We start from the raw sequence: 12,454 nt of genomic DNA on the forward strand, positions 1-12,454 counted from the left end.
GCAAGCAGAATGGAGCTGCCGCCGGAACCGATCCTATTATATCAGATTAGAACTCTGCCCTCTGCTCGCGCGGGAACCGACCGAAGGGAATTCTGCGGAGAGAAATATCTGGACATGTTTCCTTCTTAACCATAGATTCCTCCTCGTAACCTCGTTCGGAAAGACGGCATAGTTTGCTAAATATTTTTCAAAAATATACAAATCGTTACCTTCCAAACGGCAATGTTTATTAAAAAATGAAACTGTGTATGGATATGCGGAGGGAGATTGGCGACGTTTTGAAAAACAGGTCAATTATGAAGCGTTTTTGGTTGTGCGTAAATAATGGTGTATATTTGTATATAACAGGAGGTTCGAAATGAAAAATCTTGAAAATAAAAAAACAATGAGTAATGTCCAAAATCACGTTCGTGATTACGGTAATGACCCTTATTTTATAAAAAAAGCAAACAAATCAAAGCTTTTTTTGGAAAAAAATGGATTCCCGAAAGAATTACTGGATAAAAAAACAATAACTCTAGCCTAATTTAATAATATTAAAATCTTATTATCCAAAATTACATTCCCCGTGCTCCCTCCTCGTCAGTATATGCAAACTGCTGGTACGTAGACTTTTTCCCGTGCCTAATTAGGATTGATATTAAAGTGCTTTTACCTGATCAACTGTAAGGCCTAATGCCTTTGCAATATCACTATCAGATACGCCCAATTTCTTGAATTCCAGAGCTGCCTCTAGCTTCTCAGCCTCGGCTCTTGCGCGTTCTTCACTTTTGGCCTTCTCCAATAAATACTCTCGTGTTCCCATGGTAGTACTCCTCCCGGTTTTTACTTCTACTTCTTTCTCAAACTTAGTTAAAAATTGTGTAGCAAAACAATTTTTAACGTTCTCTCATCGACCTATGAAAAATTAACTCTTCGATGAAACTTAACGAACATTGTTTGATTTTGAAAACTCACATAACGTGCCAGAAAATCGTATATACCCTGCCGGGTATCCTTATCCATCTCACGCTTGATCATTTCTGCATAAAGATCTGCTTGATCTCTTTCAGCTGCTCATCGGTAACATTGCGGTGTAGGATTGCCAGCAGTGCTGTGAGTACCACTACCGCAAATGGATTGTCATTTGCCCGAAGCACGGCCTCATCCTGATCCAATATCTTATAACTATTGAATCTATAAGTAAGGCTTGTACCCATAAACTCCTGAATATAGATCGTTGGACGGTAATTTCTATTGCCATCGGCCAGGATGGCAATAGCGGTAACAGGAAGAGAAAAGCACAAGTGCCGCGAAAGTATTATATCTATGCCGTCACATCTAATTTCGTACGGTACACAAAGGCGGTTTTACCTTCTTTTTCGAGCACTACATATCCTTTTATCGTTAAGGCTGCTTTGCTGCCGTCTATTCGGTTCAACACGCTGTTTCTACAGCTAAACCCGATGGAACGTGCAGAAAGCTCTTCGTTTATAGTATTTACTTCGAAAGATAGCTTATCAAATGTATTCACACGCAATGCCGCATCAGAAAAACGTAAATCCGTAACGACAACCTGCCGCAGGCGACTATCCCCTGCATGGAGATAGAACATAAAGGAACCCTTTGTTTTATCGGGTGTATTGCCATCCCCTTTCAATATACTAACACGCAACCGGGCATACCGTTGCAAGCGCCGCGACAGCCTATACTGGTAAATGAGAATGAAGGCCAAGGCTAACAAACCGCCCCCAATAATAAAAATAGTTTGCATTCGTGGATTAATAATATTAAATGTGGTTTTTCATCTAACCTACGCTGTTGTAAGGTTCGTGTTACAAATATCAACATAAATGTCCATATAAAAAATTTTAACAACACTAGAAATCAAGCTTAACAAAAAAATAACCTTAATCGACCACAGAAAAGTTACACAACCAGAGCCGTACGATCACTATTTTAGAAAAATAAAAATGAGATAAACCATTCGCGATATAAAGCGATATAACAATAATATACCTATAACAACTATATATGAACAAGACACTCCTGTATTTATTACCGCTTTGCGGTATGGCGGCATGCAACACCTATCCGGATGCCTTGCTCATGCCGGATGAAGATCCCTTAAATTCCTCCGGTATTGCAGCGGCAGATAACGTAGCCGATCCGGACCTCTTCCATCAGCATATTTCGGAGGGCAAGGTTGCATCCTTAACGTATGATCCAACATCGGATTATCCGAAAAACCGAGGTCTTGACTTCCAAACGCACTACCGACAATACGAAAATACGATGTCGGAAAAAGGCTGGCAAGTTAAGACCATTCAGCTTCTTTTTAATAGCCCTACCGCTGTAACTGTCCGTACAACATTTTCATCGGCCCAAGGTGCTACGCTTTTCCGGGCCGACTATGATTTTACATTATCTATTGATCCGGCCGATGGAGCAACAAGGATACAGAGGAGTACGCTGAAAGGCAGTACTGTAAATAATCTCATCGGGCAACTGGCCTCTGTCTCACCTGCATTTGATCAGCATATTGCCCCTTATCTAACCAATAGCTTATTCCATCCGATACATTTATCCACCCATCTGTACACTGCCACAGATCAGCAAGTATACGGAGGATTCTATGCAAACAACGATATCCACAATGGAATCTTTGGCTCTTGGCAGCTGCGCTAACGAAATAAACCACTTTATTAACGTACTGAAATTATCAACAAAAACATGAAGACAACAGCAATTTTAACCGCTTCTTTGTTTATATCACTATCTTTTTCTGCGACGGCAAACAGTCACAGGCATCATTTCGCGAAGAACAACGCAACAGATTACCCTATTTCGACACTCCTTAGGGAGCATCCCTGTCAGCGACTGAATGCGCCGACCGATTCATTATGGGGCAGCCAGGTGAGCACCTATGCCTGGAAGGCCTTTTTTCAGGACAACAGCAATGCTTACATCGTAAATGCCCTGAACCGGCTACAATGCAAAGAAGTATTTGTTTCTCCGGGTGATGACCAGTCGCCCAAAGTACAGGATTTTCTACAGATGGCCTCATCAGCGAACATCTCGGTAGCCCGCCTACTCGGAGAAAACAGCTATGTAGAGACCGACCACGGTTTTCCGAATCTGGAAGCTAAAATGCTCAGCTTTAAAAATGCAGGTTTTACAGCGATTCATCTTGACATCGAACCGCATATACTGGCCGATTACAAACAAAATATAGATTTGTACACCGAGCGTTTCAACACCTTAATTTTGTTGAGCAGCCAGTGGTGTGCCCAGGAGGGCATAGAACTAAGCATTAGTATTCCGATGCATACGCAACCCTCTACCGCCGCCTTATTGGCGCTCCTTCAGATCAAATCGTATATTATGGCCTATGAAAACCCGAATATGCTGTCACTGCTAAACCGTACCACGACTTTGCGGAATACCCTGCAGGGATTGTACGTATGGGTGGTAAGAGCAAAAGATTTCACCGATCTGGCACATCTGCAATCGGCCATTGCCGTACTCAACCAGAATGGGGTATATGAGCTGGGGATCTACGACATCAAAGAAATGGATGTCAGATATTAGATAAAAGGGGCTGGTCAAAAAAAAATGACCAGCCCCTTTTATGTACTTTACCGGGAAATATTAGTTTATTTTAATAATATTCAACCCGTTTCTTCCTGTAGCAACAAACAGTAATCCTGATTTTGCAGCAACGAAATTGGTCGATTCAGGCAGGTTGAACTTTCCTACCACCTGGAAGGTATTTTTATTCAGGACAATAACGCCATCAGCACCATTTGCCAAATAAAGGTAACAGCCATCAACCGCTACAGCGTTGGTATATCCGTTATCCCGGAATACTTTTTTACCGTCTTTTCTGAAATCGTTAGGCACAAAATGTGCTTTCAATTCTCCTGTTGCCAGGTCTATTTTAGCTACTCCACGGTCACTTAACGCAATGTACGCGTATAGATCATCCAATACCAACACATTCTTTCCGTCAACAATTTGCTGCGTCAATGCAGGGAATGTATATTCTTTCACATCCGATCCATCCAGTTTTGCGACACGTAAATATGCCTTATCCGATTCTGCAGCGAAAAACGCCTGATGTGTCGCATTGTTAGCACTATATTTTGCACGTGTACTGGTATACAGGTTCTGTGCTACCTGATATCCATTTTGTGGATCAAGGGCAAAGAATCCACCGTTTGCAGCTCCCGATACCACCCATAGCTGATTGTTGTAACTTACGGTATTCTTTGCCGATGCAGCCGGTAACTTATGTTTGGTGAACTGTGACAGATCGTTTACAGCAAGGTTACCATTATTTAACGGAGCAGTTAACAACAGGGCTCCCGCCTTGTTTTGACCTGCCGCATACAGCTTCGTATCGTTTGCTTCTACCCCGTTGAACTCCATGTTCGTGAAAAGGGCTTCACTGATTAAGCTGAGCGCAGACGGGTTCTGCACATCAAATATACGGATCGCTCCCCCTGGGGTATTGCCATACACCTCATCATTGGTATGGTAAGAAACATAAGCGTGTCCATCTGCGATACGTACATCCGTTGCACTGAGTAACGCATCGTTAACCTCCGGGCTTGTTACCGTAGCCAATAAAGTAAAGCTCAAAGCGCTGTCATCACAACCTCCGCTACCTTTAGCCGGTGTACATCCCGCAGCAGCAATATATACATCCTGGCCAATGGTTACATCCGCTCCGGTTTTCCCTGCAAAACGAGTCTCGTCTGCATTTGTAAAGTTGATATCGATTTTACCCGTTACCGCGAGATTCGCATTCAGGTTATTAATCGTTGTATTGCTGATGTCTAAGCGGGAATAAGCAGATGTACCCCCTACTATTTCACCGTCAATACCGATGGTACCACCATTTACTTCTGTATAGGCACCATCATGATTCTGCAACTGCCCTTGTCCGTTTAACTGGAATCCCTCCTGGAATACCATATAGCTCCAGTTTTTGTACAGCGAATTGATATTTACCCTTCCTTCAAATACCACTTTACAATAGTTATCAAATTGCATGACACTATTCAGGCTTGTATTGGATTTAAATGTAACCTGAGCATAATTTGTCCATTTACCTTGTATAGAACCACTGTTTAATACCACTGTTCCGTAGTTGTTGACCACCGCAGCACTGCCATTCACATTAAAGCCCGATGGTGTAAATACCGCTTCGTTTCCGATTTCTAATGTTCCCTTGTTCGGAAGGCTTGTAGAACCCGTAAATGTTCCCAAAACGATAAGCTTACCGGCAGCATTAAAGTTAATCTGACCGGAGAAGGTTTTACCTGCCGGCACAACCAATACATCGGTACTGCTGTTGACAGTATAGTTCCCTCCGCCTTCAATCTCCTCTCCGGTTGCCGAAGGTGTATAACCTGCTACTGCTTGTTGGCCGGTAAGCGAAGCCAGTTTCGTCAATTTTACTAAACCCAATAACGATGTACTTCCCAGGCGATCGAAAGCAATAGGACTATTTTCGACAGATACATTCGCGGCTAAAGCATTCTTATCATACGAAAGCGATGTTTCCGCGTCCGAAAGAACGTCTCCATGACCTGCTTCAGTCTGATACGTATTCTTTGTGCAACTTGCCAATAGCGCTAGAGATACAGCTAACGCGCTGATTTTAGTGTTTGTGATAAACATATAAAATTTATAATTATTAATAATGATTTACATACCAAATTCTTTTGCCTTTTTTGATGTCTTGGCCGGGTTCCATACATCCTTGTACGATTCGTAAAAGAACATTTCTCCGATATAGGCTACCGTTCTCACCAGTCGCATATAATACCCCATGTATAGCGGAACTAAAGGAATATAAATACACATTTTCAACATCTTGCTCCTGTCATTGATGACAAAGAACGAACAGATGTATTGAAAAATGGCAATACCCAAATAGAGCGTATATTTAAATGGAAACCAGACCAATAAAAAGCCGGGCGCTACAATCAGGATCTTAAGCGTATAGAAGATCCACATAAAATCGAGCACAAATCCAAAGAACACATTCTCAAAAAAGGCGACAAAATTAAGCCAGGAAAAGTGCTTATCCGGTACCCACACATCGATATGTTTCCGTAACCTGAAGCGTACCAGTGAACGTGACCATCGTCTTCGTTGCTTCGTTAACGCCTTCCAGGTAGTGGGTACATGCGTCAGGCAGACCGCGTTTTCCTCAAACAACACCTTATACCCCAGCTTTCTTATTTTAACGGTGATATCTCCATCCAGTCCGGGGCCGATATCCCAGCCTCCCATACGATCCAACAACTTGCGGGGAAAAGCACCGAAAGCGCCGGAAACAATCTTATATAAACCCAATTTTGACAGCACAATACGCCCTACGCTAATCGACTGTATATATTCCATATACTGCATCGTTGTCGTGAGTGAATCGCTTTCGTTGTGCACAACGAGATTTCCCCCCACGGCACCGACATGCGGATACCGATAAAAAGGAATCAGGATTTTCTCCAATGCATCGGGCGCTAAGGAAGAATCTGCATCAAGATGCACGATAAATTTCCCCTTTGCATACCGCAATCCCAGATTTGCAGCCGATGCCTTTCCTCCCCGCTCACCACAGCGTAAAAAGATATCGATGTCGCCCTTTTTTTCAAACGACTGTCCGATAATCGCCGTATTATCTGTAGAGCCATCATCCACCACAACTAATTCGATATGCTGATACGTCTGCTTTTTCATAGAAGCCACCAACTTGGACAAATGCCGCCCTTCATTGTGCCCCGGCACCAATACGGTTACCAAGGGGTATTCCGTCCAAAGCATCTGACGGGCTTGTTTCCATTTTTTCCGTGTAATGATTCGACGGGATCTGCTCCATATTAAAGCCAACCCCTCCACAATCACATAACGTGGAATATCCAACAACAGAATAAACCAACCCCACCTCATCATCGTTTCCCAATCCAGCCGTTGGAGCATGCGAAAATAGTCTTCCCAAAAATCAACTATAATCGATAGACTAACCATGCTGTAAGCTTACCTGATCTTCATTAAAGAGAAAACGTTGAATGCCCTTTTCGGATAATTCATACTGGTACACCTTTTTGACCACCAGCTCATAAGGCTCTTGTTTCGTTCCACAGTCCACACAGCACACCTGTATCGGTGCCTCCTGAAACTGGTGATTACAGCTTTGGCTCTTACAGGTAAACATTTTACCTGGTTTATCGTAGTCTACACCCACATTTTTAAGCTGCACCGAGCATTTCGGGCAGACTAACTTATTGTGGAATACAAAATCTGTTTCAGGACCTACATAAGCACAACGAAAGTGATGAATCAAATTCGAAGCCTTCAGGTTATGCTCATTGCATCGCGGACATACCTCATGGTAATTTAAAAATCCACTATTACAACTCTTGCAAAGGTGTTGAGTATCAAAATACGTCCGTTTAAGGTACCCTTGTTCTTCCGCTTCCTTCAATATAATTCTCGAATTCAGATACGCATCGCTCATGTTAAAGAAAAAAGAATCGATCCGCGGATAGGTATAACCGGTAAGCGACTGATGTAAGCGCATTGGAACGATTTTACGCCGCCGCGTATAATTGTAATCAAATATATATTGCAAAATTTGCTCCTGCTGACTCGCCTTCTTTTTTCGGCCGCGACCGTGCTTTTCGATGAAATAGGCTACCTGATCAATCAATGTCGCAATCTGCAACGGATCAGCATTGCCTAAAAAGCCATCAGAGAGCCGTTGCATAACGCGTTCGTCATCCATGAAAAACGACCTCAGACTATCTTCCAGATAAATAGGTTTCAGATACACGCGCATATCATGCGAACAGACTACGCTGCGCAGAAATTTTCTGACTTTTGTCCTGTCCTGATGGTTTACCAGCCACATGTCTGCAATAAGAGGATCCGGCAAAATACAGTCCTCAATAAAATTGCTGAGGAGGAGAATACGCCTACCGTACATTTCGACCACGTGGGGTGTAATTTCACTCATAGTGCTAACCTTCCTTTTCTAATTTTTACCGGTATATTACTGGCGATGAGTTCATCCCAGCCTTTGATACCCTTGGGCTTTACTTCGACGACCACACCGTATTTATCGTCATCTATGGAATTGAATAAGATCTTATCTTTATCTTCCATAACCGCATACAATTGGGTTATACTTCCTTGTAGCTTCTTGTTGCCGTACGGCAACAGCACAACCACCTCGTCATTGACATGGAATTTATCCAGGTCTTTCACATCGATATATGCCCGTACCATATACGTTGAATCTACAATCGAAGCCACCACTTCTTGCCGATAACAAATACCGTCTACGGCTACCCTTAAGCGATCCACCGTACCGGCTACCGGCGATACAAATGCTTTTACAGATGGTTCAGCCTGCTGCAGACGCGCGAACCCCATTTGACGTGATTGGCTCAATGCGGCCCGTAATCGGGCGCGCTCATTCCGCAACACCTTATACTCCGCGTCTACCGTAGCTAATTGATAGGCTACATCGTCGACAGATCGATCCACATTGGCCAATTCGTTGGCCGTGATAGATCCCAGATACACCAATTTCTCCTTCCGTAATCTTTCGGCTTGCCAATAAGCCAGCCGTTTTTTCAACTCATCCCGGAAAAGTGCTCTCTTTTCGATCTGTGCATCTATTGCAATCAGTTCTCCCCCTCTATTCTGCTGCTGTATCTCCAGCTGTATGGAGTCCTGTGCCGGATTTATACTTCCGTCGCGGCGTTCCTCATAGAAGAAAAGTGTATCACCAATATTGACCCGTTGTTTATCCTGTACGTTATAGGACAGGATGCGGATATCGTTTGTAAACTTGGCATCGAACTGATTCTGAAACAAAAGCCCATCGGCCGTATTAAATATCCAGGGTAAGGTCAACCATTTTAAAAGAGAGCCTATCAACACCACTAAAATACCGATATAGAGCCACCTGTCCCAACGTCGGCGTTTTGGAGGTTCTTCATTAATCTGCGCAACGGTTTCCACCGGATGTGCGTACGATATTTTCATCTTTACTCTTTCTTTTTTTTAATCTTAATCACTTCTTACCAATCCGTATTAATCGTCATACACCTGCTTCCCGGATCCGGTCAAATACATAAAATCTATATAGTCTTCACATGCCAGTTGCCGATGAGCTGCCAACTCCAGCAGTTTGAGGAAATATCCATCCGCCAGCTCGATAAACGTATTCGGGCTCACCTGTTTTGGTGCTTGTTGATGTAATGCCAGCTCCCGTTCCATCAGTGCCTGCACATATACAAGTTCATCGGCTAACCTTCGTATCGTTTGCTTTCTGTCCGACATGCTCCGGTACAGATCCTGCAGCTGAAAACGACGGTGTTCGGCTTCCGCCAGTTGCTGCTCCTCCTTGCGCTGAAACTCATAAGTGTAAATTTGATCGTGCACATTTTTACCCGTACGCAGCGGAACCGACAACGTAGCACCCACACTGGCAAAACCTCTGGGCTGATGACCGGCTCCGCTGTAATAATTGTAACGTATCCGACTTCTCAAACTCACATTATCCCGGTTATCACGTTGCCGCTGCTGTTCTAATAATTCCTTGTCCAGTGCCAATAGCTGTTGTTGGCGATGCTCCTGATCATTGTCTACCATCAACGCATAAGCCGGAAGATTAAGATCAATCAAGGGAATGTCCAGATATGCCGACAACACACTACCATCTACTTGTGCGGCATACCCTCGCAGGGCTGTAAGTTCAGCTTCTGCCTGTTCGTAGCGTTGTTTACTCTTCAACATCGTTGGATAGTCCAACAACTCCTTTTCAAACATCTGTACCTGAAATGCTGCTTGCGCTCTACGTAAGGGAACCAACTGTTCGAACACGGATAATCGATACCGGTCAAAAAGATAAGCCAATGCACTTAGCTGTTGCTGTCTTCTATATTGAATCTGAGCATCGATTCCCATCAGCGAATCGCGCTGTATTTTCTTTCCAAGGTAATTCCGGTCATTTGCCCGCTTTCGCCAGCTTCCTTCTCCCAAAATCACCCAGTCTAACCCACTTGCGATACGCGAGCCAAAAAAAACATCTTCATTGTCCGAAATACCTGTCGTAAAGTTGTGTGTTGCCTCAGTGGTCCATTTCAAACCCACGTCCATTCCGGATCGTTCCGTCAGGCTTTTCGAAGTAATGATTGGCTTGCTCCGAGTAGAAACCAGCGCCGGATCCTCCAAAAAATCAGACCATACCGCCGCAGAAAGCGTTGGATCAGCGGATATACTCCGCGCGCTATCCCAGCGGGATTGATACGTATGAAACAACCGGGTCAATCTTGAAGTCATCTCTTCCAATACCTTATCCTGTCCCCCACGCGTCAATGCTTTCTCTTGGCACAACACCGTCCCCCCGGACATTGCTGTCATCACTAAAACCAGGACCAAAAGAACTTTACGATTCATATACAATGATATTTCTTTAAGTTATCGTATCGCACATCCAGGATCTGTTATCAGCTGTATTAGCCCGCCCCATGATCTTGGATATTGCATATATAACAAACAGATATTGACACAAAAATAGTCTTCCTTTTCTCTATTTAGTTGTCTAAACACATATTTATTTGTTTTTGTAGTCTATTAGCTACATAGTCTATTTTACGACTAGATTTCAAAAACTACACTTCTTTTTGTCTCCCTCATTACCGGCAGGTACACAACTCCGGACACATCGAGCATACCGCATCCATATTCAAAGAACATTATACCTGTTTCCAAAAAGATACTTGTTGCAAATTTATACGTATCGCCTACCACTTAACCTACCCAAAAGGGTAGGTTTTACGGGTGCTTTAACAAAAAAAAGGTCTTGAAGCGGGGAGCTTCAAGACCTTTACTAACCAATTATTAACCTAAATTATGAAGCTCAAAGATATACACAATCTATATTTCTTACAAGCTAAACCGTTTTATTTAACAATTATTAACGTATCTTGTTTATTCCTGTGATGCCACCCTTATATTAAACCTGATAATATTGCTCCCATCCTTTTGCAGGTGGAGGCCCCATTAAAAGGGCATTCGCAAATCTATCGTTTACAATCTCTTTTTTGATCGGATCAAATACAATTTTTGTATTGAGTTTTTGTGCGATCACACCAAGACAGAACACTTGACTTAGCGGACCTGCTACCGCAAATGGAGATCTTGTTTTCTCCTCCCCTTTACTCGCTTTCAAGAAATTGGCAAAGTGGTTAGAAGGTGAAGAAGGTACTGTCGGCAACTTAGCGGACATATCTTGCGCCTTCTCTTTCGGAATAATCTGCAGGGTACTTCCATGTGATCCGCCTTTAAAGGTCAGATTTTTTGAATAGATAATTTTTCCCGGATTCAATTTAACCGGTTCTAATTTACCTGTACTCGGTGGCGGAATATTCGGGTCGAGACCAGAAACACCATATCCCTGGGGTATAGGAGGAAGATTATCGAGTCCATCATACCAATTAATGTTGACAGCACCCCTGTTCTTCTTCTTCGGAAAATGAAATTTGAGTGTCGAAGACATTGGGAAAAAGAACGAATTATGCCCTTCCAACTTCACGGCTTCTACCTCCGTAGGAAGTCCCAGGTCCAGGAATTCGTGAGCTGTATCCAACAGGTGGGCTCCCCAATCTCCTAATGCACCCATTCCAAAATCAAACCAACATCTCCACTGCCCGTTGACAAAATCTTTATTATAGTCATGTCCTAAGGTCTGCATCTGCCATAGTTCCCAATCCAGTGTCTGCGGAATAGCTTCTGCCTTAGGGAATCCTTTCATAGCAGGATCCCATCCATGCCATCTTCGCGGCATATTCATGTGGGCATCTATACGGTGAACATCTTTGATGATCCCGGCATCCTTCCAGGCTTTGAACTGAAAATAATTCGCTTCGGAATGCCCTTGATTTCCCATCTGAGTCACTACTTTAGGAAACTTTTCAGCTTTTTGCATCATCAGTTCCACCTCCCAAAATGTACGTGCCATTGGCTTTTCGACATACACATGTTTGCCCATATCTATCGCCATCATCGTGGCAGCAAAGTGCGCAAAGTCGGGTGTACCTATAGATACCGCATCGATTTGTGCATCCATCTGTTCCAACATTTTCCGAAAATCCGTAAATCGGGGTGCATCGGGAAACATTTTCAAAATATCGGCAGTATGTGGAGCCCCTAAGTCTACATCACACAAAGCCACTATATTACACAAGCCTGTCTTGTACAGTTCTTTAATGATCTCACCGGCTCTATTCCCGATACCGATACAGGCCAGATTTACCCTTTCGGATGGTTTGGAAAGAACAACGTTGCCCAGCAGGCTATTGGATAAGAGTACCGCGCCTCCTGCAACGGTCGATTTTTTGATAAAACTTCTTCTTGAAAAATAGTGATTTGTCATGTCAATTACGTTTAG

At 43.3% G+C, this 12,454-nt stretch carries 12 protein-coding genes; 3 read left to right on the plus strand and 9 right to left on the minus strand.

Annotation, left to right across the window (positions count from 1 at the left end; genetic code table 11):
• The first annotated feature begins 358 nt into the window (after positions 1-358).
• A complete protein-coding gene (locus tag E4F24_RS13775) occupies positions 359-526 on the plus strand; it encodes a hypothetical protein (protein WP_181182399.1) in 168 nt (55 codons plus the stop codon).
• 114 nt (positions 527-640) lie between these two features.
• Here the strand turns inward: E4F24_RS13775 and E4F24_RS13780 are convergent, their stop codons facing one another.
• From E4F24_RS13780 to E4F24_RS07060, 3 genes are all read right to left on the minus strand, one after another.
• The gene (locus E4F24_RS13780; protein ID WP_181182400.1) at positions 641-805 is read right to left on the minus strand and encodes a hypothetical protein; all 165 of its coding nucleotides are present in this window, start codon (positions 803-805) and stop codon (positions 641-643) included.
• Between the two features lie 211 nt (positions 806-1,016).
• A complete protein-coding gene (locus tag E4F24_RS07055) occupies positions 1,017-1,286 on the minus strand; it encodes a hypothetical protein (RefSeq protein WP_140937981.1) in 270 nt (89 codons plus the stop codon).
• A 20-nt stretch (positions 1,287-1,306) separates the two neighbouring features.
• Positions 1,307-1,753 carry a hypothetical protein gene (locus tag E4F24_RS07060; protein WP_140937982.1) on the minus strand — a complete coding sequence of 149 codons (447 nt, stop codon included), beginning with the start codon at positions 1,751-1,753 and terminating at the stop codon, positions 1,307-1,309.
• Between the two features lie 260 nt (positions 1,754-2,013).
• Between E4F24_RS07060 and E4F24_RS07065 the strand changes: the two genes are divergently transcribed.
• Together E4F24_RS07065 and E4F24_RS07070 are read left to right on the plus strand one after the other, a co-directional pair.
• Positions 2,014-2,667, plus strand: a complete 654-nt coding sequence (locus tag E4F24_RS07065) for a hypothetical protein (protein ID WP_140937983.1) — start codon at positions 2,014-2,016, stop codon at positions 2,665-2,667.
• 45 nt (positions 2,668-2,712) lie between these two features.
• Entirely contained in the window at positions 2,713-3,570 is an 858-nt protein-coding gene (locus E4F24_RS07070) for a hypothetical protein (protein ID WP_140937984.1), read from the plus strand.
• Between the two features lie 60 nt (positions 3,571-3,630).
• Here E4F24_RS07070 and E4F24_RS07075 read toward each other — a convergent pair whose 3' ends face one another.
• The 6 genes from E4F24_RS07075 to E4F24_RS07100 all read right to left on the minus strand — a co-directional run bounded on the left by E4F24_RS07075 (position 3,631) and on the right by E4F24_RS07100 (position 12,439).
• The gene (locus tag E4F24_RS07075; RefSeq protein WP_140937985.1) at positions 3,631-5,667 is read right to left on the minus strand and encodes an LVIVD repeat-containing protein; all 2,037 of its coding nucleotides are present in this window, start codon (positions 5,665-5,667) and stop codon (positions 3,631-3,633) included.
• Between the two features lie 27 nt (positions 5,668-5,694).
• Complete coding sequence (locus E4F24_RS07080) at positions 5,695-7,020, minus strand: glycosyltransferase family 2 protein (RefSeq protein ID WP_140937986.1); 1,326 nt, start codon at positions 7,018-7,020, stop codon at positions 5,695-5,697.
• Positions 7,013-8,008: a TackOD1 domain-containing metal-binding protein gene (locus E4F24_RS07085; RefSeq protein ID WP_140937987.1), complete on the minus strand. Its 996-nt coding sequence runs from the start codon at positions 8,006-8,008 to the stop codon at positions 7,013-7,015. The genes E4F24_RS07080 and E4F24_RS07085 overlap by 8 nt, the downstream gene beginning before the upstream one ends.
• Positions 8,005-9,045, minus strand: coding sequence for an HlyD family secretion protein (locus E4F24_RS07090; protein ID WP_140937988.1), 1,041 nt, complete (start codon positions 9,043-9,045; stop codon positions 8,005-8,007). Before E4F24_RS07090 ends, E4F24_RS07085 begins: the two co-directional genes overlap by 4 nt.
• 48 nt (positions 9,046-9,093) lie before the next feature.
• Positions 9,094-10,461, minus strand: coding sequence for a hypothetical protein (locus tag E4F24_RS07095; protein WP_140937989.1), 1,368 nt, complete (start codon positions 10,459-10,461; stop codon positions 9,094-9,096).
• A 559-nt stretch (positions 10,462-11,020) separates the two neighbouring features.
• The gene (locus tag E4F24_RS07100; RefSeq protein ID WP_140937990.1) at positions 11,021-12,439 is read right to left on the minus strand and encodes a Gfo/Idh/MocA family oxidoreductase; all 1,419 of its coding nucleotides are present in this window, start codon (positions 12,437-12,439) and stop codon (positions 11,021-11,023) included.
• Between the last annotated feature and the right edge of the window lie 15 nt (positions 12,440-12,454).

The organism is Sphingobacterium lumbrici (assembly GCF_006476045.1).
Taxonomy (GTDB): domain Bacteria; phylum Bacteroidota; class Bacteroidia; order Sphingobacteriales; family Sphingobacteriaceae; genus Sphingobacterium; species Sphingobacterium lumbrici.

What these genes read in the sequence shown, in the direction of transcription:
- E4F24_RS13780 (WP_181182400.1), bottom strand. Translation starts at nt 805, where the DNA reads ATGGGAACACGAGAGTATTTATTGGAGAAGGCCAAAAGTGAAGAACGC.
- E4F24_RS13775 (WP_181182399.1), top strand. Translation starts at nt 359, where the DNA reads ATGAAAAATCTTGAAAATAAAAAAACAATGAGTAATGTCCAAAATCAC.
- E4F24_RS07100 (WP_140937990.1), bottom strand. Translation starts at nt 12,439, where the DNA reads ATGACAAATCACTATTTTTCAAGAAGAAGTTTTATCAAAAAATCGACC.
- E4F24_RS07065 (WP_140937983.1), top strand. Translation starts at nt 2,014, where the DNA reads ATGAACAAGACACTCCTGTATTTATTACCGCTTTGCGGTATGGCGGCA.
- E4F24_RS07070 (WP_140937984.1), top strand. Translation starts at nt 2,713, where the DNA reads ATGAAGACAACAGCAATTTTAACCGCTTCTTTGTTTATATCACTATCT.
- E4F24_RS07080 (WP_140937986.1), bottom strand. Translation starts at nt 7,020, where the DNA reads ATGGTTAGTCTATCGATTATAGTTGATTTTTGGGAAGACTATTTTCGC.
- E4F24_RS07095 (WP_140937989.1), bottom strand. Translation starts at nt 10,461, where the DNA reads ATGAATCGTAAAGTTCTTTTGGTCCTGGTTTTAGTGATGACAGCAATG.
- E4F24_RS07060 (WP_140937982.1), bottom strand. Translation starts at nt 1,753, where the DNA reads ATGCAAACTATTTTTATTATTGGGGGCGGTTTGTTAGCCTTGGCCTTC.
- E4F24_RS07075 (WP_140937985.1), bottom strand. Translation starts at nt 5,667, where the DNA reads ATGTTTATCACAAACACTAAAATCAGCGCGTTAGCTGTATCTCTAGCG.
- E4F24_RS07090 (WP_140937988.1), bottom strand. Translation starts at nt 9,045, where the DNA reads ATGAAAATATCGTACGCACATCCGGTGGAAACCGTTGCGCAGATTAAT.
- E4F24_RS07085 (WP_140937987.1), bottom strand. Translation starts at nt 8,008, where the DNA reads ATGAGTGAAATTACACCCCACGTGGTCGAAATGTACGGTAGGCGTATT.